25 protein-coding genes are annotated in these 26,897 nt (G+C 43.0%); 20 read left to right on the plus strand and 5 right to left on the minus strand.

All coding sequences use genetic code 11. The annotated features are described in order from the left end of the window. Window positions 1-227: 227 nt before the first annotated feature. The 9 genes from BN3456_RS07380 to hxlB all read left to right on the plus strand — a co-directional run bounded on the left by BN3456_RS07380 (window position 228) and on the right by hxlB (window position 10,216). The gene (locus tag BN3456_RS07380; protein WP_089983499.1) at window positions 228-2,273 is read left to right on the plus strand and encodes a DHH family phosphoesterase; all 2,046 of its coding nucleotides are present in this window, start codon (window positions 228-230) and stop codon (window positions 2,271-2,273) included. 1 nt (window position 2,274) lies between these two features. Then, window positions 2,275-2,724: a 50S ribosomal protein L9 gene (rplI, locus tag BN3456_RS07385; RefSeq protein ID WP_089983500.1), complete on the plus strand. Its 450-nt coding sequence runs from the start codon at window positions 2,275-2,277 to the stop codon at window positions 2,722-2,724. 13 nt (window positions 2,725-2,737) lie between these two features. After that, a complete protein-coding gene (gene dnaB, locus BN3456_RS07390; RefSeq protein ID WP_089983501.1) occupies window positions 2,738-4,087 on the plus strand; it encodes a replicative DNA helicase in 1,350 nt (449 codons plus the stop codon). A 191-nt stretch (window positions 4,088-4,278) separates the two neighbouring features. Then, a complete protein-coding gene (locus BN3456_RS07395; protein ID WP_089983502.1) occupies window positions 4,279-4,755 on the plus strand; it encodes an RpiB/LacA/LacB family sugar-phosphate isomerase in 477 nt (158 codons plus the stop codon). A gap of 113 nt (window positions 4,756-4,868) precedes the next feature. After that, window positions 4,869-5,975, plus strand: coding sequence for an autoinducer 2 ABC transporter substrate-binding protein (locus BN3456_RS07400; RefSeq protein ID WP_089983503.1), 1,107 nt, complete (start codon window positions 4,869-4,871; stop codon window positions 5,973-5,975). Between the two features lie 122 nt (window positions 5,976-6,097). Beyond that, a complete protein-coding gene (locus tag BN3456_RS07405) occupies window positions 6,098-7,591 on the plus strand; it encodes a sugar ABC transporter ATP-binding protein (RefSeq protein WP_089983504.1) in 1,494 nt (497 codons plus the stop codon). Window positions 7,592-7,607: 16 nt separating this feature from the next. Further along, window positions 7,608-8,630, plus strand: coding sequence for an ABC transporter permease (locus BN3456_RS07410; protein WP_089983505.1), 1,023 nt, complete (start codon window positions 7,608-7,610; stop codon window positions 8,628-8,630). A 2-nt stretch (window positions 8,631-8,632) separates the two neighbouring features. Continuing rightward, window positions 8,633-9,595 carry an ABC transporter permease gene (locus tag BN3456_RS07415; protein ID WP_089983506.1) on the plus strand — a complete coding sequence of 321 codons (963 nt, stop codon included), beginning with the start codon at window positions 8,633-8,635 and terminating at the stop codon, window positions 9,593-9,595. 45 nt (window positions 9,596-9,640) lie between these two features. Next, window positions 9,641-10,216: a 6-phospho-3-hexuloisomerase gene (hxlB, locus tag BN3456_RS07420; RefSeq protein WP_347457979.1), complete on the plus strand. Its 576-nt coding sequence runs from the start codon at window positions 9,641-9,643 to the stop codon at window positions 10,214-10,216. Window positions 10,217-10,317: 101 nt separating this feature from the next. Here hxlB and BN3456_RS07425 read toward each other — a convergent pair whose 3' ends face one another. Then, a complete protein-coding gene (locus tag BN3456_RS07425) occupies window positions 10,318-11,157 on the minus strand; it encodes a helix-turn-helix domain-containing protein (RefSeq protein WP_089983507.1) in 840 nt (279 codons plus the stop codon). A gap of 184 nt (window positions 11,158-11,341) precedes the next feature. Here BN3456_RS07425 and BN3456_RS07430 point away from each other — a divergent pair, with 184 nt between their 5' ends. Continuing rightward, the gene (locus BN3456_RS07430) at window positions 11,342-12,595 is read left to right on the plus strand and encodes an aminopeptidase P family protein (RefSeq protein ID WP_089983508.1); all 1,254 of its coding nucleotides are present in this window, start codon (window positions 11,342-11,344) and stop codon (window positions 12,593-12,595) included. Between the two features lie 46 nt (window positions 12,596-12,641). On the opposite strand, the gene BN3456_RS07435 is transcribed toward BN3456_RS07430, so the two are convergent. Beyond that, entirely contained in the window at window positions 12,642-12,812 is a 171-nt protein-coding gene (locus BN3456_RS07435) for a DUF362 domain-containing protein (RefSeq protein WP_089983509.1), read from the minus strand. A 220-nt stretch (window positions 12,813-13,032) separates the two neighbouring features. Between BN3456_RS07435 and BN3456_RS07440 the strand changes: the two genes are divergently transcribed. Continuing rightward, window positions 13,033-14,193, plus strand: a complete 1,161-nt coding sequence (locus BN3456_RS07440) for a substrate-binding domain-containing protein (RefSeq protein WP_089983510.1) — start codon at window positions 13,033-13,035, stop codon at window positions 14,191-14,193. 61 nt (window positions 14,194-14,254) lie between these two features. Here the strand turns inward: BN3456_RS07440 and BN3456_RS07445 are convergent, their stop codons facing one another. The 3 genes from BN3456_RS07445 to BN3456_RS07455 all read right to left on the minus strand — a co-directional run bounded on the left by BN3456_RS07445 (window position 14,255) and on the right by BN3456_RS07455 (window position 18,882). After that, a complete protein-coding gene (locus BN3456_RS07445; RefSeq protein WP_089983511.1) occupies window positions 14,255-15,685 on the minus strand; it encodes a sensor histidine kinase in 1,431 nt (476 codons plus the stop codon). 28 nt (window positions 15,686-15,713) lie between these two features. Next, window positions 15,714-16,415: a response regulator transcription factor gene (locus BN3456_RS07450; protein ID WP_089983512.1), complete on the minus strand. Its 702-nt coding sequence runs from the start codon at window positions 16,413-16,415 to the stop codon at window positions 15,714-15,716. 91 nt (window positions 16,416-16,506) lie between these two features. After that, entirely contained in the window at window positions 16,507-18,882 is a 2,376-nt protein-coding gene (locus tag BN3456_RS07455; RefSeq protein ID WP_089983513.1) for an endonuclease MutS2, read from the minus strand. A gap of 126 nt (window positions 18,883-19,008) precedes the next feature. Between BN3456_RS07455 and BN3456_RS07460 the strand changes: the two genes are divergently transcribed. The 9 genes from BN3456_RS07460 to BN3456_RS07495 all read left to right on the plus strand — a co-directional run bounded on the left by BN3456_RS07460 (window position 19,009) and on the right by BN3456_RS07495 (window position 26,809). Next, window positions 19,009-20,298, plus strand: coding sequence for a S1C family serine protease (locus BN3456_RS07460; RefSeq protein ID WP_089983514.1), 1,290 nt, complete (start codon window positions 19,009-19,011; stop codon window positions 20,296-20,298). A gap of 107 nt (window positions 20,299-20,405) precedes the next feature. Next, window positions 20,406-21,347 (plus strand): 3'-5' exoribonuclease YhaM family protein, encoded by a 942-nt coding sequence (locus tag BN3456_RS07465; RefSeq protein WP_089983515.1) that lies wholly within the window; start codon window positions 20,406-20,408, stop codon window positions 21,345-21,347. Window positions 21,348-21,381: 34 nt separating this feature from the next. Further along, entirely contained in the window at window positions 21,382-22,776 is a 1,395-nt protein-coding gene (gene rlmD / locus BN3456_RS07470; protein ID WP_089983516.1) for a 23S rRNA (uracil(1939)-C(5))-methyltransferase RlmD, read from the plus strand. A 280-nt stretch (window positions 22,777-23,056) separates the two neighbouring features. Continuing rightward, entirely contained in the window at window positions 23,057-23,524 is a 468-nt protein-coding gene (locus tag BN3456_RS07475; RefSeq protein ID WP_089983517.1) for a DUF6075 family protein, read from the plus strand. Then, complete coding sequence (locus BN3456_RS15875) at window positions 23,511-23,678, plus strand: hypothetical protein (RefSeq protein WP_176699132.1); 168 nt, start codon at window positions 23,511-23,513, stop codon at window positions 23,676-23,678. The genes BN3456_RS07475 and BN3456_RS15875 overlap by 14 nt, the downstream gene beginning before the upstream one ends. 18 nt (window positions 23,679-23,696) lie before the next feature. Continuing rightward, window positions 23,697-24,482 (plus strand): ParA family protein, encoded by a 786-nt coding sequence (locus BN3456_RS07480; protein ID WP_089983518.1) that lies wholly within the window; start codon window positions 23,697-23,699, stop codon window positions 24,480-24,482. Beyond that, window positions 24,472-25,374: a ParB/RepB/Spo0J family partition protein gene (locus BN3456_RS07485; RefSeq protein WP_089983519.1), complete on the plus strand. Its 903-nt coding sequence runs from the start codon at window positions 24,472-24,474 to the stop codon at window positions 25,372-25,374. The genes BN3456_RS07480 and BN3456_RS07485 overlap by 11 nt, the downstream gene beginning before the upstream one ends. Beyond that, on the plus strand, window positions 25,361-26,467 hold the full coding sequence (locus tag BN3456_RS07490; protein ID WP_089983520.1) for a DUF6017 domain-containing protein: 1,107 nt from the start codon (window positions 25,361-25,363) through the stop codon (window positions 26,465-26,467). Before BN3456_RS07485 ends, BN3456_RS07490 begins: the two co-directional genes overlap by 14 nt. Further along, window positions 26,468-26,809 carry a DUF6050 family protein gene (locus BN3456_RS07495; protein WP_089983521.1) on the plus strand — a complete coding sequence of 114 codons (342 nt, stop codon included), beginning with the start codon at window positions 26,468-26,470 and terminating at the stop codon, window positions 26,807-26,809. Window positions 26,810-26,897: the final 88 nt, after the last annotated feature.

Here is a 26,897-nt window from a genome sequence, read left to right on the forward strand (position 1 = left end):
TTCTTTGATAGCTTAATTTTACATCAAAAAGGAATCAGATTCCTTATATTTGGGGCATTTTTTGAAAGTTGTTTATAAAGACATGGTTTAATTCAGGTCTATGTGGATAAAACTGCGGAAACTCAAGACGAAAACTAGATGGAATAATCACGGGAAAGGTGATATACTAAATACATTGACAGGGAGTATTGGCACAACCAAAGGAATAATGTGTGAGGAAGGTAATCATGAATAAGAAAAACATGCGTTTCAAAGGGCAGCTCAGGACATATATGCAGTGGCCTGTGATCATGACAGTACTGCTGCTTGTTATGAACATCTGGATATATAAAATCGACAGAAAGGCAGGAGCTGTGATGTCTGCCTTCATTGTGATTTACGCTGTGATTGTGGGACTCTTGTATTTTTACAATCGCTCTTTGATTATGGCTGACTTGATTCAGTTTGCTGCCCAGTATAAAGGAATACAGAACACAATGCTGAAGGAATTGTCGGTTCCCTGTGCGATAGTCATGGCAGATGGCCGTATGGTGTGGGAAAATGATAGTTTTCTGGACGTAATAAACGCCGAAAGCAGGAAAAAGTATCTGAACAAAATGATTCCGGAACTGAATAATGGTGTATTTCCAAAGACGGAGGACGACTATGTGGAGCTGGAGGTTTCCTATCGTGAGAGAGATTATCAGGTTGAGCTTAGAAAATTTTCCATGGAGGGGTTCAATGAGGCCGAACAGCTGCTGCAGATTCCCAGGGAAAGTGAATATTTTATTGCCCTCTTTATGAAAGATATAACAGAATTGAATGCTTATATTAAAGAGAATGAAGACCAGAAATTTATTGCCGGCCTGATTTATATTGATAATTTTGATGAAATTTTGGAGAGTGTCGAAGAAGTCCGCCAGTCTCTTTTGATTGCGTTGATTGATAGAAAAGTTAATAAATATTTTGGTAATATCGGCGGCATTGTTAAGAAACTGGAAAAGGACAAGTATTTTATTGGCATTAAAAAGGAAGGTTACTATAAAGCAGCAGCGGATAAGTTCTCTCTTCTGGAAGAGGTAAAGCAGGTCAGTATAGGGAATACCCGTTCTGCCACACTAAGCATAGGACTCGGACTCAATACTGCGACCTATACACAAAGCTACGACTATGCCCGTATAGCCATAGATCTGGCACTTTCCAGAGGCGGTGATCAGGCTGTCGTGAAAGACTGCAGGGAAATTACATACTTTGGAGGCAAGAAGGAACAGGCGGCTAAGAACACTCGTGTAAAGGCCCGGGTGAAGGCGGAGGCTCTGCGGGAGTTTATTGACGGCAAGGATGAAGTGATTGTCATGGGACATGGTATGGCGGATGCGGACTCACTTGGAGCTTGTGTGGGAATCTATCGTGCGGCTGCAGAGCTGGAAAAGAAAGCTTACATTGTCATTAATGAGGTGACAAGTTCCGTGCGTCCGCTGTATGATGAGATTGCAAAAAGTCCGGATTACCCGAAAGATATTTTTGTAAATTCTGAGCAGGCTTTAAGCCGCGTGTCAGACAATACCATGGTCATTGTAGTAGACACAAACAAGCCCCAGTTGACAGAGTGCCCTGAGCTTCTGGAGCATTCCCGGACTATTGCTGTGCTGGATCATCACCGCCAGGGTACTAATATTATTGAAAATGCTGTTTTATCCTATATAGAACCATATTCATCTTCTACCTGCGAAATGGTGGCAGAGGTACTCCAGTACATTGTGGATAATATCAAACTTTCGGCAGCGGAAGCAAATTGCCTGTATGCCGGTATTATGATTGATACACGAAATTTCATGAACCGTACGGGAGTACGTACCTTTGAGGCGGCCGCATTTTTGAGAAGATGCGGAGCCGATATTACACGTGTGCGGAAGATGTTCCGTGATGATATGGAATCATACCAGGCCAAAGCAGAAGCAACACGGATGGCAGAGGTATACAGAAAAGAGTATGCAATTGCACAGTGCCCCAGTGATATTGACAGTCCTACAGTTTTGGCAGCTCAGGCAGCCAATGAGCTTTTAGACATCAGCGGTATTAAGGCCTCTTTTGTACTGACGACATATGAGGGCAGGATATATCTAAGTGCCCGGTCCATCGATGAGGTGAATGTGCAGATTATAGCAGAAAGACTGGGCGGCGGAGGTCATATTAATTCTGCGGGGGCTCAGTTCGACCATACAAACATGTATGAAGCGATACAGACTTTGAAACAAACAATTGACCAGATGATAGAGGAAGGAGATATTTAGGATGAAAGTTATTTTATTGCAGGATGTGAAATCTCTTGGGAAAAAAGGTGAGATTGTCAATATAAGTGATGGGTATGCAAGAAATTTTGTTCTGCCGAAAAAATTTGGGATTGAAGCAAACAATAAAAACATGAATGATCTGCGTCTGCAGAAGAAGAAAGAAGAGAAGATTGCCCAGGAAAATCTGGAGGCAGCTAAGGAACTGGCCAGAAAACTAGAGGCAGGAAAAGTGGAGCTCTCTATCAAGGTAGGAGAAGGCGGAAAAGCATTTGGCTCCGTATCAAGTAAGGAAATTGCCACTGCTGTGAAAGACCAGATGGGACTCGATGTGGACAAGAAGAAGATCCAGCTGAAGGACACCATTAAGATGCTTGGAACTCAACAAGTGCCTGTTAAACTACATTCGGAGGTAACGGCTGACTTGAAGGTCGTTGTGACGGCGGAGGCATAAGGGGAAATACTTTATGGAAATAGAAGCAGCGATTAAGAGAATCCTTCCGCACAGTGAAGAAGCCGAGCGGGCAGTGGTAGGAGCTATGCTGATGAACAAAGATGCAATTGCAGCTGCGTCTGAGATTATCACCGGGGAAGATTTTTACCAGACTGCTTACGGAATTTTATTTGATTCCATGGTGGAGTTGTTTCAGGCAGCAAAGCCGGTGGATCTTATTACATTAAAAGAGCATTTAAAAGCCAAAAATGTACCGCCGGAAGTCAGCAGTATGGAATTTGTAAAGGACTTGCTCACTGGTACGCAGACTTCCGCCAATGTAAAATACTATGCGGGGATTGTGCAGGAAAAAGCTACTCTCCGCAAGCTGATTAAGATAAATGAGGAAGTGGCCAACACCTGTTATCTGGAAAATGAGCCGGTGGAGAATATACTGGAAAAGGCTGAAAAGGGTGTATTTGAATTGGCGGCAAGAGGAAAAGCGCAGGAGTACACACCCATTAAGGATGTTGTTCTCAATGCGCTTGATGTTATTGAAAAGGCCTCTAGAACCTCAGGCAGTGTAACCGGTATCCCAACAGGCTTTATCGACCTCGACTATAAACTTTCAGGGCTTCAGCGCTCTGATCTGGTTCTGATCGCGGCCCGGCCTTCCATGGGGAAGACCGCTTTTGTACTGAACATTGCTCAGCATGTAGCTTTCAGGCAGAACTTGTCAGTTGCAATTTTCAGCCTGGAGATGTCAAAAGAACAGCTTGTAAATCGTCTTTTCTCCCTGGAATCTCATGTGGATGCCCAACTTCTGCGAACGGGTAATCTAAAAGATACAGATTGGGAAAAATTAATAGAAGGGGCTGGCAGGATCGGAAAATCAAAGCTGGTCATTGATGATACATCCGGTATTTCCATAGCGGAGATGCGATCCAAATGCAGAAAATACAAGATTGAACATGGTCTGGACCTTATAATCATTGACTACCTGCAGCTGATGAGCGGCAGCAGTAAAAGAAGTAATGAGAGCCGCCAACAGGAGATTTCGGACATCTCCCGTTCACTGAAAGGCCTGGCCAGAGAATTGAATGTGCCGGTTATTGCTCTTTCACAGCTCAGCCGTGCAGTGGAACAAAGGACCGACAAACGGCCTATGCTCTCCGACCTCCGTGAGTCGGGAGCCATCGAGCAGGATGCCGATGTCTGTATGTTTATATACCGTGAGGACTACTACATACCCGATACCGAGGATAAGGGTATTGCAGAGATTATCATCGCAAAGCAGAGGAACGGCCCTGTGGGGACAGTTCGGCTTGCATGGATGCCGCAGTACACACGGTTTGGAAACGAACTGCGTCAGGAAGATCATTAAAGAGTAAAAAATAAACCATCGAGAACTATTTGTGCATACTACATAACCTGATTATGAAGTGCACAGATTGTACCCGGTGGTTTTTTTTATTGTATAAAACATTGGGAAATGGGGATTATTTGATGAAATAGACAAATAATAATAAAGTGGTTACATCAAAGTGTGGAATTTTCAGAATTAGGAGGGTAAGGATGAAGATTATCATGGGGGCGGATTCGTCAGGATTTGCACTTAAAAATGCGATAAAAAAGGATTTGTTGAAGAAGGGATATGAAATTAAAGACATGGATCCGGACAGTCCAGTGCTTTTTCCGGAGGCAGCAAAGGCGGTAGCCGAGGGGGTACAGAGTAAAGAGTATGAAAGAGGAATCGCCATATGCGGTACCGGGATGGGTGTCAGTATTATATGCAATAAGCACAGGGGCGTATATGCGGCACTTTGCGAGAGTCTGTATCAGGCAAAACGAGCAAAAACAGTAAACAATACAAATGTACTTTGTATGGGAGGCTTTATTATCGGAAATGAGATGGGAATTGAGATGGCCAATGCCTGGCTTGAGGCTGAGCATATGTTGGGTTTGGCACCGGAGATGGCAAAAATGGTTGAAAAAGAATATGATCAGCTGGTTGAATTTGAAAAAACTGTATATCCTAATGAGGGGGACTAAAGATGCAGGCAGACACAGGAATGCAGAGTAAAGTCTTCATTAAAAACGCCCATAATGGGCCATGCAAAGGCATGGAGTGATAATATAAATCTCAAAAATAGGAGGGAAAAAACATGAGAAAGCTGAAAAAGTTTACAGCAATCATGGCAGCGGCAGTTATGACATTTTCTCTGGCCGCCTGCAGCTCTGAAAAGACCGCAGTATCTTCTGGCAAAAAGGAGACAAAAGAATCCGATTCTAAGGCTGGAGACGGTGATTTGTTTGATGTTGCAAAGTATAAATCAGATAAAGACAAATCCGAGTGGACCATTGCGGTTGTTACAAAGGATAATACTTCAAATTGGTTTAAGCGAATGGAAGTCGGTGTAAATGAATTTGGAGAAGAGACAGGCCTCAATGTTATCCAAAAGGGACCGGCCAATGCAGATGCAGCTTCCCAGGTTCAGGTAATTGATGATTTAATTAACCAGGGTGTGGATGCTCTCTGTGTCGTACCTATTGACCCGGGAGCAATTGAGGCATCACTAAAAAATGCTATGGAACAAGGAATTGTGGTAATCAGCCATGAGGCCTCCAACCAGAAGAATACATTGTTTGATACTGAAGCCTTTACTGCACAGGACTTTGGGGCAGCTATTATGGATGCCCTTGCGAAAGACATGGGTGAAAAAGGCAAATATGCTATGATGGTTGCTTATACAACTTCCACAACCCATATGGAATATGCCAATGCGCAGTATAAGCGTCAACAGGAAGAATATCCGGATATGGAGCTGATCAATGACGGAGCAATCCCTTCTGCTGAATCAGAAGAATCTATTGATACAGCTTATGAAAGAGCAAAAGAAATCTTAAAATCCAATCCTGATCTGAAAGGCTTCACAGGTGTTGCTTCTACAGACTGCCCGGGTATTGCAAAGGCAGTAGAGGAGTTAGGACTGGATGTAAAGGTTGTAGGTGTAGGAACACCCGTTGAATTCAAGCCATATGTTGATTCTGGGACAATTTCTACAATCAAATTGTGGGATCCAAAGGATTCAGGATATGTTATGTGTAAGGTGGCTTCCATGATTCTTGCAGGAGAAGACGTCGGCGACGGCACAGATCTTGGTATGGAGGGATACAATAAACTTCAGCTGGTTGAGGGAGACAACAGGTGTCTGATCGGACAGGCTGACCTCACAATCACAAAAGATAACATCAATGATTATGAGTTTTAGATAACAGTAATCGCACATCTTACATGCGTGTGGGGTGTGCGTTTTTTCGGACTGGGGCAGCGTAAGTGAGATATATTGAAATAATTACGTTACACCAGTGAAAAGAAAGGCACGGTGACACGATGGAAAATGACAATATCCTTTGTGTAAAAGGAATTAAAAAATCATTTGGCGGTGTCCATGCCCTAAGAGGTGTGGATCTGACGATCAAGAGGGGAGAAACCCATTGTCTGGCAGGAGAAAACGGTTGTGGAAAGTCTACAATCATTAAAGTGATATCGGGTTTCTATAAGCCAGATGAAGGTACAATTGAAGTGGATGGAGAAGGGTATCCCGTTATGACGCCTACAGAAGCTATTAAGGCAGGAATTCAGGTTATCTATCAGGACTTTTCCATTTTCCCGAATCTTACAGTGATAGAAAATCTGGCTTTCAACCAGGTTCTTGCCAATAAAAAGAAGCTGGTCAATAAAAAAGAGTTCAGAAGAATTGCAGAAGATGCTGTAAAGAAAATTAACTTTAATGTGGATCTGGATGCTCTTGTGGAGACACTCCCTGTTGCGGACAAGCAGCTGATTGCGATTTCAAGAGCCCTTCTTGATAATGCGAAACTAATTATTATGGATGAGCCTACAACAGCATTAACGAAAAAGGAAGTTGATCGTCTCTTTGAGATTATTACAAATCTGAAAGAAAGCGGAGTTACAATTTTGTTTGTATCTCACAAACTTGATGAGGTGTTTGAGATATCTGACAGCATAACCATACTGCGAAACGGCGAGAATGTTATCAGCTGTCCTACAAAAGAGATGACAGAAGATAAGTTTGCATATTACATGACCGGACGGCATTTTGACAAACAGGTTAAAAAGGAAGACAGTTACGGTGATGTTGTTCTGGAGACACAAGATCTTGCGGCAATGGGATTTGAGGGCGTAAGTTTTAAACTTCACAAGGGAGAAATCCTTGGGATTACCGGGCAGCTTGGCTCCGGACGAACCGAATTGTCACTGGCGCTCTCCGGGCTGCTGCGGCCCACTTACGGACAGGTTTTTGTGGAAGGAAAAGAGGTTCACATTAAGAATGTGTCTGATGCACAGGATCTGGGGCTTGCATTGGTTCCCGAGGATCGGCTGACAGAAGGATTGTTCCTGCCCCAGTCTATTATCAGAAACATAACGGTGAGCAGACTGGATCAGCTTGTAGATAAGCTTGGAATTTTAAGTGGCAAAAAGGCTGAGGAAGAATCTGCAAAATGGGTGAAGAATATGGGTGTAGCAACAAAAGACCATGCATTCCCGGTACAGACTCTTTCAGGTGGTAATCAGCAGAAGGTGGTTTTGGGAAGAACGCTTGCTACGAATCCTAAGGTACTTATTTTGAATGGGCCTACAGTTGGTGTAGATATTGGCGCAAAGTATGATATCCATAAGCTCCTGAGAGAACTGGCAGCTGAGGGGATGGCAATTATTGTTGTATCCGACGATGCATCAGAGGTAATGACGACTTGTGACAGGGCACTGATAATGCAGGCAGGGCGGGTAACCGGAAAGTTATCTGCGGAGGATCTGAAGGCAGGTGCACTGACGGATCAGACAACGCAGGCAACAGTATAGAAAGGAGGGTGTACAGATGGATAAATTTTTTAAGAAGATGATAAAACAGACAGAATTCTATGTATTTCTTATTATTATAGTTTTAGCTCTGGTGATTCAGGCCAGATCAGGTCTGTTTTTTACAAATAATAATATAGTAGATTTACTCCGTTCTATGATTGTTCCGTCTATGTATGCGATTTGTGCGCTTCTGGCTTTTGTCAGTACAGGCCCGGACGTATCATTTCCCCTGATTGCAGCTTTAAGCAGTTATCTTGCATTAATCATAACAAATAACCTGGGACTTGAAGGAACACCATGGTTTGTTACATTTATTATTGGAATATTCTTTGGATGTATCATGGGAGCATTAAATGGATTGATCATCGTAAGATATAATTTTCCTAGTTTGATTGTAACATTGGGAACTAGTTCTTTATTCAGCGGCATTCTTCTGGGGGCATTTGAAGCGGAGAGAATGAATCTGCCGAAAAACCTGGGAACCTTTGGGAAAGCGTCACTTGTCACTGTCAAGAATGCAAAAAGCGGTCTGGGTTCCACTCTGCCGATGACATTTTTGCTTATGATAGTTCTTTACATTATCGCATATCTTGTGCTGAATAAAACGATAGTTGGACGTGGGGTATATGCTGTTGGAGGTGATGAGGTATCTGCGGAACGTGCCGGGTTTAATGTGAAAGGAATTCGTTTTGGCATTTTTGTAGTAAACGGTGGAATTGCTGCTGTGGCCGGCCTTTCTTATGCGGTTATGTCTATGCGGTATCTGCCGACTGAATATGCCGGCGGGGAAATGATAGTTATCGCGGCTATTATCCTGGGCGGAACCAGAATGACAGGCGGAATTGGGACATTAAAGGGCTGCCTGCTGGGAACACTGCTTTTGACTATGGTATCCAACAGCCTGATTCTACTAGGTATTTCAGTATACTGGCAGAAAGTATTTATTGGAGCCATTATTATTGTAGGCACGGCGGTTTCTGCAGTACAGATTCATGCAGGACGTAAAGTCAAAACCAGACGAAAGAAGGAGGCAGCATAATTATGAAAAAAATGGACAGTAATATCAAAAGATTACTAATAATTCTTGCTGCTTTCGCGGTGATTGCCTGCGCTACAAAACCGTCACAGTTTATTAAAATCGGGAACTTCCAGACCATGTCAAAACAGCTTTCCGAGTATGGGTTAATGGCAATCGGTGTTGGAATTTGTATGATTTCCGGAGGAATCGACCTGTCAACGGTCTATATTTCTAATTTATGCGGCATTATGGCAGGGCTTATGATGCGCGGTGAAGGGAATATTCCTCTTGCCATACTTATGGCCCTGATAGTCGGAGCTATTTGCGGAATCTTTAACGGGTTTTTGGTATCTTACTTAAGAATACCGGCCATGCTGGCGACGCTGGGAACCTTTCAGCTGTTTATGGGAATCGCTATTATTGCTTCTAAAGGAAGTACAGTGAGCGGAATTCCGGCGGAGTATACAGTTTTTGCTACAACGGCTCTGTTTGGATATATACCACTTTCATTTGTAGTATTCATCCTCCTGGTCATTGCGGTTACATTTATTATGAGCAAGACAAAATTCGGAACCAGAGTCTATCTTGTGGGAACCAACGAGAAAGCGGCGAGATTCGCAGGAATCCATTGTAACGCAGTACTAATTCGCACGTATATGTTATCAGGAATTCTGTCCGCAGTGGCAGGGCTCCTGAGCTTGGCAAGAATTAATTCAGCAAAAGCTGATTTTGGAAGTAGTTTTACAATGCAGTGCATCTTGATAGCGGTACTGGGCGGTGTCAATCCAAACGGCGGGTTCGGAACAATTCCCGGCATTGCCATAGCGGTTGTCATTTTACAGATGATGTCATCCTATTTAAATATGTTTCCGGGCATCAGTAATTATTACAGAGACTTGATCTGGGGTATTGCGCTAATTGGTGTTCTTATTATGAACTTTGCCCTTGACAGAAGGAGAACACAGAGGCTGAGCAAGATCAGCTAGTATGCTGTCTCATTGCACCAGACAGCATAAAAATTTGGAAAGCAGGTGAGACAGTTGGGAAATTGGGAATATGAACAAATGAGGACGATTGTAATTGATGAATGTAAAAAAGCCCTGGAAGCCGTGGAGGCTGACAAAGTACAGACCTACCTGAAAATGATCACTGATGCAGAAAAGGTATTTTTCATTGGGGTTGGCAGGGTTCTGCTGTCGCTGGAGGCAATTGCGAAGCGCTATGCACACCTGGGCATTCGAACTGTTGTAGTAGGCCAGATAACGGAACCTGCAATTACACAAAAAGATATCCTCGTCGTAGGTTCTGGCAGCGGGGAGACACTGTATCCTGCCGGTATCGCAAGAAAGGCGAAATCAATCGGTGCAAAGATAATTCATATAGGAAGCAACCCGAACAGTTCTCTTAGGGAGGCGGCCGACCTGTTTGTGAGGATACCGGTGGAGAGCCGGGCAAAAAGAGAAGATGAAATCCATTCACTGCAGCCTATGACCTCTCTATTTGAGCAGGCATTGCTGCTCTTTGGAGACACAACGGCAATGATGATGATAAAGGATAGAAAAATAGACATAGACAGTTTGTGGGAATACCATGCAAACCTGGAGTGAAAATTAGAATAAATAAATGCAACTGTAGGGGCAAAAAGAAGCTGGCTGTTATTGATTTACAATAGCAGGCGGCTTCTTTTTGCATGGAGTCTTGGGATGTACTATGTAAAGAGCTTTTTTAACTTGCCCAGGGGTTTCTCACGTGCGGTTTCTCGGCGGCTTGCCTGCTGCTGGCGGATCAGGCAATCTAATTTACGGAAATGCTCTTCCTCTTGGCGTTCTTTTGTCTGAAACAGGAGATCCATTTCACGCATGACGTTTTTGGTGACGGTCTGGCTGAGATCGCTTTTTAAAGTTTCATTATTGGCAGTGACAACCTCTGTTAGAACATCACCGATTAGGAAGCGGACTTGCTCCAGTTGTGTGGCAGGAATCACCTCTGTATCTGTAATACTCAGCTCTCCGGAAGTTTCTTTTGAAGAGGTTTCCTGTACGGCAGGTTTGTCCTGCTTGTCAGATTTGTCCGTACTGTCAGCTTTTTGCAGGCTGCCAGATTTGTCCTGTGCGTCAGATTTGCATATATTGGTGTACTTTTCTTTGTCCGAGGGCTTGTCCCCTGCAGCAGGTTTGTCCGAGGCCGGCTCGGGATCAATATTACCTGATTTTATGTCTTTAGAATCATTCTCCTCCCCTTTGTGAGAGGGCTTATTCCCGGCAGCCTTTTTAATGCTCTCAGCTTTTGGCTCTGCAGAGTTTTGAAGTTTAAGACGTGTCTGCTTCAACTCGGGGATAATGGGTTTTAAGTCCTTAAGAAGCATACCTTCATCCTTTAGTTTTTTAATACAACGGAAAAGCTGTATATCATCCTTTGTATAATATCGATGCCCCATTTCTGTGCGTCCAATTTTCAGATCCAGTTCTTCTTCCCAGTAACGCAATACATGGGATTCGACTTTAACCTGTTTGGCGGCCTCAGAAATCATAAATCTGACCTCACCCATATTATACTTATACCTCCTTAAACATGGTACTCTTATTCTTCGTTCTGTGTTATTATACCATATAGAGAGTAAAAACAAGTGGGTAATCGTTCGTCAAATTGCGGCAGAATATGTGTTACAGCCCCGCTATTGGCTAAGCTATAAGGGTTACCCAGACTGAAACCAGCAAAGGAGAGGATAGAACATGGAGACATCATTTTACAGGCAGAACAGAAAAGAATTTGCGGATTATATGGAGCCGGGGGAGGCGGCATTATTTTATTGCGGAGAGACGATAAGAAGGTCCTGCGATGAGAATTACGACTTTTTTGCAAACCGTAATTTTATTTATCTGTGTGGGATAAACCAGAAGGAGAGTATACTGCTCTTGGAGAAAGAGGGAGAATCCTGCCTTGAGACACTATATATCATGGAACCGGATTTTATGAAAGAACGCTGGGAGGGAAGCCGGATAACTGCCGAGAGAGCGGAAGCAATATCCGGTATTTCGAATATTAAGTTTATAAAAGAGTTTCCGAATGATGTGAAAAGAGTCTTTGAAAAAATTGGCGTGAATGCAGTTTATCTTGATATAGACAGGGTATCGGGGCAGCTTTTGAAGAGTTGTGCAGATAGAATGCAGGAATATCTGAATCAGACCTACCCTCATGTAAAAGTTAATAATGCACTGCCTGTTATGAAAAAGCTGCGTACTATAAAGAAACCCTGTGAAATAAAGGCAATGGAAATAGCGCAGAAAATCACGAAAGCAGGAATCGAGGCCATGATGAAGAGTTCCCGCCCCGGTATGTACGAGTACCAGTATAAAGCGGAATACGATTACGCGCTGGCTCAGCATAATGGTGTGGCGGCACCATTTTCAATTATAAGTGCAGGGAAAAATAATTTCTGCATCCATTATGACAGCTTTACCGGCCAGGCTGCAGATGGAGACATGATTTTAAATGATGTGGGTGCACGCTGGGACTATGAGGTGACGGATGTGTCCAGGGGCTGGCCCTGCAACGGTAAGTTTTCTGATAAACAGCGTCTTCTGTATGAGTGCGCTTACCGTACATCAGAATATATGTTTCAAACACTGAAGCCGGGTATCCCAATGGAGGAAGTTGATAACACAATCCGCAGATACAATTATGAGCAGCTAAAGGAAGCCGGAATCTGCAAAAGCTACGATGAAGTCGGAACCTATATGTGGCATAAAGGGGCACATCATGTAGGCCTTGACGTACATGACGCTGTAGACGCAGCAGATGCCGTTACTGCACCGGGAATGGTATTTTGCATTGATGTAGGAATCTACCATGAGGAGTGGGGAATCGGATTCCGTCTGGAGGATAACTGCCTGATCACCGAAGATGGGTGCAGCAACTTATCAAAGGATACACCGAGAACTGTTGAGGAGATTGAAAGTATTATGAAAAAAGGGACACTGCACTAGTGCACTGCCCCTCTTAACACGTTGTGATCACTTTACGATATAGGAATTATTCTGCTGAAATAGCACCTGTAGGACAGGCTGCCTCGCATGCTCCGCAATCGATGCAGGCATCAGCGTCAATGACATATTTGCCATCGCCTTCAGAGATAGCACCTACTGGACATTCACCTTCGCAAGAACCACAGCTTACGCATTCGTCACTAATTACGTGTGCCATAGTATTATCCTCCTTTATGAAATCTTCGACAGAGCTTTTATGTAACTGTCTAAGCCTAATTCTAATACATATAAGGCAAATATACAAGCAGTTTTCGTGCTCTAAATCAGGAACAATTACCGGGATAGTACAATGAATTTTGAAAAATTTAAGAAAATATTCCTTTTTTTTTCACAAGATTAGTGTATAGTATATAAGTAGAAATTTGGAGGCAATCATTATGAATAGAAGATGGACAGCCATTATACCTGCATTACTCGGCATTATGCTGACGGTTTCCGCCTGCGGCAAAGAGGACACACCGACATTTACAGGTAATACAACAGAGGAACCAGCCTACCAGGGCAGCTTGAATGTGATTTCACCCACAGCGTATAATAATGTGCGCGGACTGAAAATAGAGCAGGGGACTTATATATCTATTATTGGAAAAGACAGCAGCTCTGCATATTGGATGGAAATAAAAAGAGGTGTAGAGCAGGCGGCAGCGGACCTAAACAAGGCGTTGGGGTATACCGGAGATAAAGAGATTAAAGCTACGTATAACGCACCGGAAGATATGGAGAATATTGATGAACAGGTGAACCTTCTGGATGAAGAGCTTGCACGATATCCGGACGCGCTGGGAATTGCCAGTATTGATGCAGAAGCATGCAAGGTACAGTTTGATCTGGCTACGGAGAATGGAATCCCTATTATTGCTCTGGATTCGGGCAATTCTTATCAGGGGATACAGTGTACAGTAGGGACAGATAATGCAGAAGCCGCGGGGACGGGAGCATACAAATTAAGCGATGAGATGGAAGATGAGGGAAGCATCCTTCTCCTTATACATGATTCAAAGTCGGCATCAAGTCTGGAGCGCCTGGAGGGCTTTAAGAATGAGATAGAAGAGAGGCATCCCGGGGTTTCCATCGCGGAAACGCTCTATTTGGACAAGATGGATGACATGAAAAAGGATATTGCAGAAGAGAAGAACAAGTCCAAAAAAGAAGACGAAAAAGAGGTTATTTCTGAGGACTTGACCGATGCGGATGTTGTGGCATATTATTTGGAAAAGCACCCTGACGTTAAAGGCTGTTTTGGAACAAATGCTGTGGCAACTCAACTTGGCCTGAAGACACTGAGGCAGGAGAACAAGACAGAAGATATAGTATTGATGGGATTCGATGCAGGAAAAGAACAGATTAATGCGCTGAAAAGCGGGGAGATTAAAGGTCTCGTGGTGCAGAATTCATTTGGAATCGGTTATGCTTCGGTAATAGCTGCTTCACGGTCTATACTGGAGATTGGAAATGAGGCGAAAGTGAACACCGGATATATATGGGTTACAGAGGACAACCTTGAAGAAGAGTCTATACAGAACATGCTGTATCAATAAAAAGAGTAAGTATATGCAGATTGAGGTTATGGGAGAGAAATCCATAACCTCAATTAATTTTTTACAGAACTTCCATTTTAACTTTTGACTCGGGTTTACTTAAGGAGAAGATAAATTCGGTCCCTACCCCTTCTGTACTTATGACATTGATATGCTCATCATGGGCCTGTATGGCCTCTTTCACGATAGCCAGACCCAGTCCGGTTCCCTTTTTATCCTTTCCCCGTGAGAGATCAGATTTATAGAAGCGTTCCCAAATTTTGTTGAGCTCTTTGCGGGGAATCCCAATGCCTGAATCTTTAACAGAAATGAAAATCTTCTCGCCGCGCTGGCTCACTTCAATGATGACCTCCGATTCGTTTTCGCTGAATTTGACAGCGTTATCTATAAGGTTATACAGGACCTGCTGAATTTTGCCCTTATCGGCATATACAATGGGGGGATCATGGAGCAGGAGCAGCCGGATAGATATGCGTTTGCTGGTGCACACACCCTCAAAAGAGGCGGCAGTATTCTTGATCATTTCCTGAATATCAAAATCGCTTTTCGCAAGCATCAGCTCTTTTGTATCAAATTCATTCAGAGTTAGCAGATCTTTTGTCAGGTCGGTCAGTCGCTCTGTTTCAAACAGAATAATATCCAAATATTTTCCGTAAAGCTCCTGGGGGATAGTGCCGTCAGTCATGGCTTCCACATAACCTTTGATGGAGGTAAGGGGGGAACGGAAGTCATGGGAAACATTTGCCACAATCTTCTTTTGATACTCCTCCATATCCCTAAGCTGGGCGGACATATAGTTCATGGAGGCTGAAAGATAGCCTATTTCGTCATGTGTGTAAACAGGAATCTCGTAGATCAGATTGCCTGTTGCATATTGTTTGGCGGCCTCTGTAATTTGTCTTAAGGGGCGATATATAAAAAAATGAAAGCCCAGCAATATTATAAAAGATAAAACAAAAATGGCAGCAATCGTGATATAGACGGAAAACATCATCTGATCGCAGACTTCCTGTATTAAAGAGACTGGTTTGTGAATCAAGATATAACCTTTGATGTAAAAGCCCCGTGTCACAGGAGCCATAACGGTTATCACATCTTCCTTAAAATGTCCATGATAGTCCCCTGTAATATACTGGTTGCTTCCGATTTCTGCAGGATCAAAGTTTTCAATTGCAGCGGGAGCAGTTGTGTTGTCCAGGTTGGCAGAGGTTATCAATATACCGTCAGAATCTACGAACCAAAGAGAGGAGTTCAGATATAATCTCATGGCATTGAGCTGGTTGTGGACAGCCCACGCAGAACCTCCCTCCATAAAATAGGAAGGCAGGTAGTCGTTGGAGATTAAGGTGGCTTCTTTGTATAAGTTGTGGGAATCGTTTTCCATTAATTTATCCATCATAAGCTGGCTTGTCAGGATGCTCACTGTAAAAAAGCTTAAGAAACCAAAAACAATATAAATTCCGATAAATTTTAAGTACAGAGTACTTTTCATGCGGCACTTCCTTCTTGATAAAGTATTACTATTTTAATTCGAACTTATAACCGATTCCCCATACGGTACTAAGTCCCCAGGAAGAGTGATCTTTAATCTTCTCCCGCAGGCGTTTGATGTGGACATCGACAGTTCTGGTATCGCCGATATACTCATACCCCCAGATCTGGTCTAAAAGCTGTTCCCGTGTAAATACCTGATTAGGCGAAGAGGCCAGAAAATATAGGAGTTCCAGTTCCTTAGGCGGCATCTCCACCGGGCGGCCGTCACAGACAACAGAATAATTCGTCAGGTTGATGGTCAGATTGTCGTACTCCACACACTTTGTTTTGTCCTCCGTGGAATTTTCTGTTTTAACCGGATGGTATCTGCGAAGGACAGCACGGACCCGGGCTACCATTTCTTTCGAATCAAAAGGCTTCATGATATAATCATCTGCACCCAGCTCCAGTCCCAGTACCTTATCAAACACCTCCCCCTTAGCGGAGAGCATGATAATCGGGACAGATGATTTGGCTCGGATCTCCCTGCAGACCTGATAACCATCCATGCCGGGAAGCATCAGATCCAAAAGAATTAAATTAGGCTGGTAAGCTTCAAAAGCAGACAGCGCATCCTCTCCGTTATAAACAATCTTCGTATCAAAACATTCCTTCACAAGATAAAGTGAAATCAGTTCTGCAATATTCTCATCATCGTCTACAACCAAAATTTTCTGTTTTACAACCATGATTAACCTCCCTACTTTCTCATGTTTTACGGGTCTCAAAGTCATGTCTTTTCATGCAAGCATGAAAAAGCATGATTTTTTGAACCTGGTATCATTTTAATTCTACGATTGTGACGCCGGCGTCGCCTTCTCCAAATTCTCCCAGCCGGTATGATTTTACATGCTTTTGGCGGCGAAGATATTCGTGAATTCCTTTTCGCAGTGCACCGGTGCCCTTCCCGTGTACTATGCGCACGGTATCCAGGTGGGAGAGAAGGGCGTCATCCAAGTATTTATCCAGCTCTGAAACAGCCTCGTCCACAGTCTTTCCGAGAAGATTGATTTCGGGTCTGACAGACAGGGACTTGCTCATTTTCAACCGTCCTTTTGAAGTCTGCTTCATATTCTTAGAGGTGTAGGAAGCTGGCTCGTTTACAATTTCTAAGTCAGAAATATTTACCTGAGAGCGCAGAATTCCCATCTGTACGGTCAGGTTTCCTCGGGAATCCGGAAGGGAGCTGACAGTTCCGGTTAAATTCAAGCTCAGCACCCGGACAGACTCTCCAAGTTTAAAATCCTCCGGCTTATATGACTTTTTCTGCCTTCTTACTGGCAGTGCGTTGGAAGCGGAGGTTTCCTTTATCTTCTTGCGCAGGCGCTCCCGCTCCTTTTCCATATCTGCGGCCGAAACATTTTCCCTGCCAAATTTGCGGAAGTTCTTCATGGTCTCGTCGGCCAGTTCTTTTGCCTCACGCAAAATGGAACCGGCTTTCTCATTTGCTTCCCTGAGAATACGATCCCGCTGTTCCTCTGTCTTTTCCTGCTTTTGCTTTGCCTGGGTTTTTAATGCTTCTATTTCACGTTTATAGGCACTGATTGACGCTTGTTCTTTTTCAATGGTTCGTTTGCTTCTCTCCAGATTCGTCAGCATATCTTCGAAGGAGACATCCTGTTCCGTCAGATGCTGCTTTGCATCTTCAATAATGTAATCCGGAAGTCCAAGTTTACCAGATATGGCAAACGCATTACTCTTACCGGGAACTCCGATCAGAAGCCGGTAGGTGGGTTTCAGGCTTTCTACATCAAATTCGCAGCTTGCATTTTCCACACCTTGTGTAGTCAGCGCATAAACTTTTAATTCGCTGTAGTGTGTGGTTGCCATTGTGCGGATATTTCGATTGTGCAAATGAGATAAAATAGCAATTGCAAGTGCCGCGCCCTCTGTTGGGTCTGTGCCCGCTCCCAGTTCATCGAACAGAACCAGTGATTTCTCATCCACAGACTGAAGAAAAGAAACAATGTTAGTCATGTGGGAGGAGAAAGTACTTAAGCTCTGCTCTATGCTTTGCTCATCACCGATATCTGCGTAAACCTGATGAAAAATAGCAAATTCCGATCGGTCTTTGGCAGGTATGTGCAGGCCGGACTGGGCCATTAAAGTAAGCAGTCCCACTGTTTTCAGCGAAACCGTCTTGCCGCCGGTGTTGGGACCGGTTACGATTAACATGGTGAAATCCTCTCCCAGAGTGACAGTAATCGGAACAACTTTTTTAGGATTCAGCAGGGGATGGCGCCCTTCCCGGATATGGATGCGCCCTTTTGTATTCAGCATCGGGCGGCTGCCGTTTATAGAAAGAGCGTAGGCTCCCCGGGCAAATATAAAATCCAAATCTGTTAATACTTTATAATCTGTATGGATTTCTTCTATATATTCTGCGACATCTGAGCTTAATCGAGCTAGAATGACCTGAATTTCTTCCTGTTCTTTGGCATAGAGTTCCTTTAAGTCGTTGTTCAACTTTACAACAGCCATTGGCTCGATAAATAAAGTAGAGCCGGAAGAAGACTGGTCGTGTATCATACCGCTCACATGATTGCGGTGTTCCGCCTTCACCGGGATACAATACCGGTCTCCGCGCATGGTAATAATAGGGTCCTGCAGATAAGTGCGCAGTGACCCATTCACCAGATTAGTTAATGTGGCATGTACTTTATCATTGATGGAGCCGATATTCCTACGGATACTCTTCAAAGTGCTGCTTGCATCGTCGCTGATTTCATCCTCTCCCGGTATACAGCGCTCGATCTCGTTCGTCAGCAATGTCAGCGGCTCCAATTGTTCGAAATAGGTATCCAGGCAGTCAGATAAATCTTCCTGTGTATCGTGACGTCCGTAAGATTTGGCACGGCCCGCCGTTTTTAAAAGTCTGCAAATGCGAAGTAATTCACCGCTTCCCAGAACACCGCCGATTTCCAGCCGCTTCAAAGACTCACCTACAGGAAAGGCATCACTAAAAGAAAGCCTTCCTTTTTTGACTATCCGTGTAAATGCCGCCGCAGTCTGCTCCTGACAGGTATCGATGCGTGACCGGTCTGTCATTGGTTTTAGCTTCCGACAGAGCTGCTTTCCCCTCATAGAGGAGGCTTGTTCTTCTAAAAGTGCCGTGATTTTATAAAATTCCAGTTTATTTAAAGTTTTCTGATTCATAATTCTCACCTTTTTACTTAAAATCATGCATATATTCTACCATATCTTGTTTAACATTAGTAGCTTAAATCTTATTGAACATTTTAAATGAATCAGTTATACTATATTTTAAAGGAGATTAAGCCTATGCCGTACGATGAGAAGCCCAAACCGGGGTCGGATACAGATTCCCGGGAAGTGAAAGAAGAAAAGTTCTCATTCATACAGGAGACGATAAAGCCGAAGCCAGTCACCAGGAGAAAGATCCTGACGCAGCTAGCCAGAATAGGAATATATGGGCTGACTTTTGGAGCGTTTGCCTGCCTTGGTTTTTTTGCGCTCAAACCTTGGGTGCAGAGCAGATTTCAAAACATTCCGAAGACAGTGACCATACAGCAGGATGAGGATGAGGGCACGGCGCAGACGAAAACTCCTGATACCGCTGAAACGGTATCACCTGCGTTAAATGCAGACAGTTATAAAGAGATTATGAGTAGTATGCATGATATTGCAAAAGAGGCCGGAAAATCAGTAGTAAGTATACAGTCTTCTGATAAAGGAATGAATTTTTCATCGGAGGGCAATGGCACAGAAAATAGTGTTGCCGGTTTGATTGCTGCGGATAATGGGAAAGAGCTCCTTATATTATGTGACAATTCTGTATGTGCGGATGCAGAGAACTGGACGGTAACATTTTCGGACGGAAGCAAGTATGCCGCAGCGCTGAAAAAGCAGGATAAGAACAGTGGATTTGCAGCATTTAGCGTTCAGCGTATAAATCTTACCACCAGTACGTGGAATTCTATCCTGGTGGCAACCCTGGGCAATTCCAGTCTTACCACCGAAGGAGATGCAGTGATTGCTCTTGGAAATATGTTTGACTATGCCCAGGGATTAGGTTATGGAATTATAAGTTCCAATACTTATGAGGAGCCGATTGCAGACGGCCGGTACGGGGTCCTTACGACGGACATACCGGCAGAGAGTGGCGGAACCGGGGTACTGTTTAACCTCAAGGGGGAGGCTATCGGCATGATTGCTCCGGGTATTTGGGAGAATACCGAGTCAAATACAACAAAGGCACTGGCAATTTCGGACTTGAAATCCACGATAGAACTTTTAGTGAATGGCGAAAGTGTACCCTATGTAGGAATTTATGGCACTACAATAAACGATACAGTGGCGGAAGAGCAAAACATGCCTGCCGGAGTTTATGTCATTGAAGTAAAACCAGATTCTCCGGCAATGGCAGCGGGAATCCAGAGCGGAGATATTTTGCAGAAGATAGCAGAGGCAAAAGTTTCTAATACATTGTCCTATGAGAAAGTGATTGTGAGCAGCAAAGTAGGTGCAGCTATAACAATGAAGGGCAAACGACGGGGTGCAAACGGGTATGTAGATATAGATTTTAACGTGACAGTAGGCAAACTGGAATAATGATATCGGATGACAAAGCGGCTGCCGGGTCACACGGCAGCCCTGAATTATGCATACTTATTGAACTTCTAATGTTCAATAAGGTATAGAGATTGGAGAAGAAAAACATGAAATTTATTGATGAATTGCACGAAGGGGAGACAGTACGCGGTATCTATCTCTGTAAAGTAAAGCGTTCCGCAGAGACAAGGAATGGAAAACCCTACGACAATTTGCTGCTTCAGGATAAAACAGGAACCTTGGATGGAAAAGTATGGGATCCAAATTCTCAGGGGATTTCAGATTATGAGGAAAAAGATTTTATTGAGGTATTTGGTGATATAATCAATTATAACAATAACCTGCAGTTCAATATTAAGCAGATCAGAAAAGCGGATAAAGGAGAGTACAACCCTGTGGATTATATGCCCACAACGGAAAAGAGTATAGAAGGCATGTACACAGAGCTACTGTCCTATATCCGGCAGATATCAAATCCTTATCTGCGCCAGATAGTGGAATATTATTTTGTAAAAGACAAAGAATTTGCAGAAACCTTTAAGGGACATTCTGCAGCCAAAACAGTTCACCACGGATTTGCCGGAGGACTTCTGGAGCACACACTGAGTGTAGTAAAAATGTGTGAATATTTTGTGGGGACATATTCTATTCTTAATAAGGACTTACTTTATGCCGCTGCCATCTGCCATGATATAGGAAAGACAAGAGAACTGTCCAATTTTCCTGACAATGACTATACAGATGACGGTCAGCTGCTGGGGCATATTATCATTGGTGTGGAAATGATTGATGATGCGGTTCGCACGATCCCCGGATTCCCGGGGAAACTTGCAAGTGAACTGAAACACTGCATCATAGCACATCACGGCGAGCTAGAATATGGTTCTCCGAAAAAGCCGGCGCTGCTGGAAGCTTTTGCACTCAACCTGGCGGATAATGCCGATGCAAAAATGCAGACTCTGACAGAGATATTTAAGAATAAAAGCGGTACAGAGTGGCTTGGGTATAACAGGATGTTTGAATCGAACTTAAGAAAGACTTCTATTTAAAATCCTGTTATGGGATGTATAAAGGAGCAAATATATGCAAAAAAATGATATTGTTACAGTAACAATAGAAGATATAGGAGTAAACGGAGAGGGTATAGGCAAGGTAGACGGCTATACCCTATTTATTAAGGATGGAATTATCGGGGATAAAGTGGAAGCGAAGATAATGAAGGCCAAGAAAAATTATGGGTATGCCCGATTAATGAACATTATCAGGCAATCTCCTTACCGTGTAGAGCCGAAATGCCCCATTGCGCGCAGATGCGGCGGCTGTCAGCTCCAGGAAATGTCTTATGAAAAGCAGTTGGAATTTAAGAACAATAAAGTGATGGGGAATCTGGAGAGAATTGGCGGTTTTTCCCCTGAGTTTTTGGATAGGGTGATGGAACCCATCGAGAGAATGGACGAGCCATTTTATTATAGAAATAAGGCCCAGTTTCCTTTTGGAACCGATAAAGAAGGAAATCCGATCACAGGATTTTATGCAGGACGGACCCATGATATTATCGCAAACACAGACTGTGCCATAGGCGTGCCTGACAATAAAAAGATATTAGAGCTTATATTAGCTTTTATGAAGAAACATAATGTGTCTGCCTATGATGAGAAAACAGGAAAAGGTCTCATTCGCCATGCCTTGATACGGTATGGATTTATTACAAAAGAAATTATGATCTGTCTGGTTGTAAATGGGGCATCGATTCCACACAGTGAAGAACTAATACAGGAACTTCGAAAAATAGAGGGTATGACAAGCATTTCGTTCAGCAGAAATACTAAGAGAACAAATGTGATTATGGGGGACAGTTATGGACTCCTTTGGGGGCAGAATTTCATAACAGATTATATCGGGAAGGTTAAATATCAGATTTCGCCTCTGTCATTCTATCAGGTCAACCCCGTACAGACGGAAAAGTTATACGGGCTGGCGTTGGATTACGCCGGGCTGCAGGGAGAAGAAACAGTGTGGGACTTGTATTGCGGCATTGGAACGATTTCTTTGTTTCTTGCACAGGCGGCAAAGAAAGTATATGGGGTTGAGATTGTGCCTCAGGCGATAGAAGATGCTAAGAATAATGCAAAGATCAATGGGATTGAAAATGCAGAATTCTATGTGGGAAAAGCAGAAGATATATTGCCGGAGTATTATAGGAAATATGGGGAGGAACACCCGGGAGAAGAGGCACATGCAGATGTGATAGTAGTAGATCCGCCGAGAAAAGGATGCGATGAGTCTGTGCTGGAGACCATGGCGGAAATGAAACCGGAGAAGATCGTGTATGTAAGCTGCGACTCCGCAACACTGGCACGGGATTTAAAATATCTGAGAGGGAAAGGGTATGAAGTGGAAAGAGGGAGAGCAGTGGATTTATTTCCGATGACGGTGCACGTGGAGACTGTGGTAGGACTACAACGGAAAGATACCTAAAAATCCTTGAATTTACGCAGTTTGTCGAGTTTTTCAGTTTCAATAAAATCGGTAAAAATCACAAGGAAAAAGTGCTTGTGAAGAAGGTAACCGTTATTGTGGCATTAGACCTCGGTACGGGGAACACAATAGATCCTGGAAATGAAAGTGAATAGAGAACTATCAGATATTGATAGAGGATAGGGATACTTAGATATGAGTGTCCCTATTTTTTATATAGGGCATTCCAATTACGGGGTGTCTTTTTTCATACAAATAATTTCTTAGGAGGAAAAGAAAGATGACAAACACAGCGATAAGTGCAAAAGGAAAGATTACTCACACAATTACTTTCAAAAACAAGGAACATGAAAAATTCTACAAAGAATACCTGTCGCGATGCAGGTATCAGGATGTGTATCACAGGGCACTGGTGTATTGCCTTGGAATCAGCGAGGATACAAGGAAGAATATAAAGAGAATTTACGATTTTAGGACAGGGTGTGTTCAGACAGAGTGCCTGCAGGAAGGATGGATTACCAGTGGCAGTGCAAGAATTGTTCGCATGGCATTCAATCTTTACTGTAACAGTACACCGAGTGTAAATGATTATGAAGATGCTGAAGAACAGTTAAAAGAAAGTGGCTGTTATACAGTGGAAGATTTATTCTGCTGTGGGTATGCCAGATACTTCTGGGAGGCAATTAAGATTCGCTATCCGGAATACTGCTTCTATCGGGACTGGGAGGATATGTATGCTGAAAATTAGGCTTCAAGGAACAATAAACGATATTAAGTGGTTCAGAAAGATTTTAGAAAGAGATAAAAGGATCAACGTATTGCAGGTTTCCGAGTCTTATACCAATAAAGGAACAAGTAAGTATTTTCGTGTATATGCAGAAGTTGAAAAAGAACAGAAATAGTTCAGGAGGATAAAAGTTATGTGTAGAGTAATCGCAATCGCAAATCAAAAAGGTGGAGTGGGAAAAACCACCACATGTGTCAATTTAGGGATTGGACTTGCCAGAGAAGGAAAAAAGATATTGCTGGTGGAAGCCGATGCGCAGGGAAGTATGGCAGTCAGTTTGGGGATTTCAGAGCCGGACGAACTTGATGTGACGCTGGTAAACATATTAGAAAAAGTCATTAATGACGAGGATTTAGAATCAGGGGAAGGAATCATCCGTCATGATGAAGGTATTGATTTTATTCCGGCAAATCTTGAACTTGCGGGATTGGAAACAGCACTTGTGAATGTAATGAGCCGTGAACTGATATTACGGCAGTACCTAAATGAAATAAAAGGGGAGTATGATTATATACTGATTGACTGTATGCCCTCTTTGGGGATGATTACGATCAATGCCCTGGTAGCAGCCGACAGCGTTTTAATTCCTGTAGAGGCGGCATATCTGCCCGTTAAAGGGTTACAGCAGTTAATTAAGACGATAGGGCGTGTACATAGAAAACTGAATCCAGAACTTTCAATTATGGGAATCCTGCTTACAAAAGTAGACCGGAGGACAAACTTTGCAAGGGATATTTCTTCACAGATACGAGAAGTATATGGAAATAACATCCACATCTTTAATAACTGTATCCCATTATCCGTGAGAGCGGCTGAGACAACTGCTGAAGGAAAGAGCATCTATCTCCATGATCCGAAAGGAATTGTAGCAGATGGATATCGTTTTTTAACTGGGGAGGTAATGGCGGATGAAGAGTAAAAGTGCCCAAAAAGTAAAGCTGACATCCTATGATGATTTATTTGGAACCAGTGAACAGACATCCGGTGAAGTGATAACGTCTGTTCCGATCAGTTTGTTCCATTCATTCAAAGACCATCCTTTCCGGGTGGTCGATGATGAAAAGATGCAGGAAACCGTGGAGAGCGTCAAAAAATATGGCGTTTTAATGCCTGGGATTGTCCGTCCGCATCCTGAAACTGGGTATGAGGTTGTAGCCGGGCACCGCCGATGGAGAGCATGTGAACTGGCAGGGTTAGAGGAAATGCCGGTAATTATCCGTGATTTGGATGATGATGCCGCAACCGTGATAATGGTTGATACGAATATCCAAAGGGAGGATATTCTGCCCAGTGAAAAAGCAAGGGCATATAAGATGAAATATGAAGCCATGAAGCATCAGGGAAGTAAGAGTGAGAAGAATACTGCAGATCTGGTGGGGGAAGCTGCCGGAGACAGTGGAAGGACAGTGCAGAGGTATATACGCCTTGCAGAACTGGTACAGGAATTACTGGATTATGTGGATGTTGCTAAAATTCCAATTATGGCGGGTGAAAAATTGTCCTATCTGAGAAAAGAGGAACAGGAATGGGTGGTTGAAGCGATTGCAAACAGTGGAGTTTTCCCATCTAAAGCACAGGCAGAACAACTAAAGGCTTTGAGTGAATCAGATGAATTGACTGAAGGGAAAGTATATGCAGTTTTGGTTAAAAAGGAAAGTGAAAATGTGGGTGTGACAATATCCTCTAAGAAAATCCGCAATTACTTCCCGCCCGCTTATACGAAAGCACAGATTGAAGATGTTATTTTTACACTTCTGGAAAAATGGAAAGAAAATGGGGAGAAGGAGGAGCCGGAGGATGCAGGAAATTAGTTTTGAATATTTTCGGGGAATGGAAGCAGAACAATACAGCTTTTATCGTGTGCCGAAGGTATTATTCACTGCTGAATGCTTCAAAACATTATCCTGTGAGGCAAAGGTTTTATACGGTCTGATGCTAGACCGTATGAGCCTTAGCATTAGAAACCGCTGGTTTGATGAAGAGGATAGAGTGTACATCATCTTTACTGTGGAACAGATAATGGAACTTTTGGGATGCGGACGACAGAAGGCAATTAAAAATATTGCAGAACTTGATACGGAAAAAGGAATTGGGTTGATAGAGAAAAAGCGTTTAGGCTTAGGAAAACCCAATGTTATTTACGTGAAAAATTTTATGGTTAAAGAAATATCCGAGGAAGATCAAGAAGCGAAACCAGTGGAAAGTGGCGAAAATACGCAGAAGTATGAAAATCAAACTTCAGGAAGTATGGAAATGGAATTTCAAGAAGTTTCAAAATCGAATTTCCAGAAGTATGAAAATCAAACTTCTGGAAGTATGAAAACCAAACTTCAAGAAGTACGAAAATCAGACTTCAAGGAGTATGAAAATCAGACCTCAAGAAGTGCGAAAATCGAACTTCAAGAAGTACGAAAATCAAACTGTAATAAGACTGATATTAACAAAACTGATTTTAGTAAGACTGATTGTAGCGATACTGATACATCTATCACATCTAATCTATCAGGTTATGTACATTCGGAACCACAGGATGTGATAGATGAGATGGAGGCATACCGTGAAATAATCAGAGAGAATATTTCTTACGAGTGTTTTCAGATTGACAAATATTTTAGGGTTGATGAAGTGGATGAACTGGTGGAACTGATTGTAGAAGTCATGATTACACCTGATGTTGGCAGCATACGGATTGCGGGAGCGGACAAGCCTGTGCCAGTCGTAAAAAACCGTTTTATGAAGCTGACTCATTCGCATATTGAGTATGTATTGGGATGCCTGCAGAAGAATACGAAAAAGGTTGGCAACATAAAAGCCTATTTGCTTACTACGCTTTACAATGCTTCGCTGACCTTAGACAGTTATTTTCGTGCAGAGGTAAACCATGACATGTATGGAGGTGGCTAAATGAATACAAAGAATATGGTGAAAAAAGTGGTTTTTCCAGTAGTAGCGGCATTGTTTCTGTCTGCTTTATTTTATCCGCTGTGTATGGATGGTGGAGAATGTGATTACTTGAGATTGTGGATGCTGACAGGTATGCCGTTCGGTGTACATAGAATGTACTTTTGGCTTATCCCCAGGGGTTTTGATATAGGGGGAACAGTAGGAATGTTTGTTTTAAACCTTCTGGTAGGGGGAATCATTGGCGGTATAGTTCTGATATGGCGGCTGATTATGGTTGTAGCCTATACAGTGGCAATGATGGGGCGTGGAATCTTCTGGATAGCGAGAAAAGCGATTAGATAATAGCAGATAGATTTGATGGGATTGATTGAGGTAATAAACAGTGTAAGTGAAAATTGAATATGGGTTCAAGAAAACAGCTAAGATACCA

Source organism: Clostridium sp. C105KSO13, from assembly GCF_001517425.1.
Lineage (GTDB): Bacteria > Bacillota > Clostridia > Lachnospirales > Lachnospiraceae > Muricomes.

What these genes read in the sequence shown, in the direction of transcription:
- BN3456_RS07380 (WP_089983499.1), top strand. Translation starts at nt 228, where the DNA reads ATGAATAAGAAAAACATGCGTTTCAAAGGGCAGCTCAGGACATATATG.
- rplI (WP_089983500.1), top strand. Translation starts at nt 2,275, where the DNA reads ATGAAAGTTATTTTATTGCAGGATGTGAAATCTCTTGGGAAAAAAGGT.
- dnaB (WP_089983501.1), top strand. Translation starts at nt 2,738, where the DNA reads ATGGAAATAGAAGCAGCGATTAAGAGAATCCTTCCGCACAGTGAAGAA.
- BN3456_RS07395 (WP_089983502.1), top strand. Translation starts at nt 4,279, where the DNA reads ATGAAGATTATCATGGGGGCGGATTCGTCAGGATTTGCACTTAAAAAT.
- BN3456_RS07400 (WP_089983503.1), top strand. Translation starts at nt 4,869, where the DNA reads ATGAGAAAGCTGAAAAAGTTTACAGCAATCATGGCAGCGGCAGTTATG.
- BN3456_RS07405 (WP_089983504.1), top strand. Translation starts at nt 6,098, where the DNA reads ATGGAAAATGACAATATCCTTTGTGTAAAAGGAATTAAAAAATCATTT.
- BN3456_RS07410 (WP_089983505.1), top strand. Translation starts at nt 7,608, where the DNA reads ATGGATAAATTTTTTAAGAAGATGATAAAACAGACAGAATTCTATGTA.
- BN3456_RS07415 (WP_089983506.1), top strand. Translation starts at nt 8,633, where the DNA reads ATGAAAAAAATGGACAGTAATATCAAAAGATTACTAATAATTCTTGCT.
- BN3456_RS07425 (WP_089983507.1), bottom strand. Translation starts at nt 11,157, where the DNA reads ATGGGTGAGGTCAGATTTATGATTTCTGAGGCCGCCAAACAGGTTAAA.
- BN3456_RS07430 (WP_089983508.1), top strand. Translation starts at nt 11,342, where the DNA reads ATGGAGACATCATTTTACAGGCAGAACAGAAAAGAATTTGCGGATTAT.
- BN3456_RS07435 (WP_089983509.1), bottom strand. Translation starts at nt 12,812, where the DNA reads ATGGCACACGTAATTAGTGACGAATGCGTAAGCTGTGGTTCTTGCGAA.
- BN3456_RS07440 (WP_089983510.1), top strand. Translation starts at nt 13,033, where the DNA reads ATGAATAGAAGATGGACAGCCATTATACCTGCATTACTCGGCATTATG.
- BN3456_RS07445 (WP_089983511.1), bottom strand. Translation starts at nt 15,685, where the DNA reads ATGAAAAGTACTCTGTACTTAAAATTTATCGGAATTTATATTGTTTTT.
- BN3456_RS07450 (WP_089983512.1), bottom strand. Translation starts at nt 16,415, where the DNA reads ATGGTTGTAAAACAGAAAATTTTGGTTGTAGACGATGATGAGAATATT.
- BN3456_RS07455 (WP_089983513.1), bottom strand. Translation starts at nt 18,882, where the DNA reads ATGAATCAGAAAACTTTAAATAAACTGGAATTTTATAAAATCACGGCA.
- BN3456_RS07460 (WP_089983514.1), top strand. Translation starts at nt 19,009, where the DNA reads ATGCCGTACGATGAGAAGCCCAAACCGGGGTCGGATACAGATTCCCGG.
- BN3456_RS07465 (WP_089983515.1), top strand. Translation starts at nt 20,406, where the DNA reads ATGAAATTTATTGATGAATTGCACGAAGGGGAGACAGTACGCGGTATC.
- rlmD (WP_089983516.1), top strand. Translation starts at nt 21,382, where the DNA reads ATGCAAAAAAATGATATTGTTACAGTAACAATAGAAGATATAGGAGTA.
- BN3456_RS07475 (WP_089983517.1), top strand. Translation starts at nt 23,057, where the DNA reads ATGACAAACACAGCGATAAGTGCAAAAGGAAAGATTACTCACACAATT.
- BN3456_RS15875 (WP_176699132.1), top strand. Translation starts at nt 23,511, where the DNA reads ATGCTGAAAATTAGGCTTCAAGGAACAATAAACGATATTAAGTGGTTC.
- BN3456_RS07480 (WP_089983518.1), top strand. Translation starts at nt 23,697, where the DNA reads ATGTGTAGAGTAATCGCAATCGCAAATCAAAAAGGTGGAGTGGGAAAA.
- BN3456_RS07485 (WP_089983519.1), top strand. Translation starts at nt 24,472, where the DNA reads ATGAAGAGTAAAAGTGCCCAAAAAGTAAAGCTGACATCCTATGATGAT.
- BN3456_RS07490 (WP_089983520.1), top strand. Translation starts at nt 25,361, where the DNA reads ATGCAGGAAATTAGTTTTGAATATTTTCGGGGAATGGAAGCAGAACAA.
- BN3456_RS07495 (WP_089983521.1), top strand. Translation starts at nt 26,468, where the DNA reads ATGAATACAAAGAATATGGTGAAAAAAGTGGTTTTTCCAGTAGTAGCG.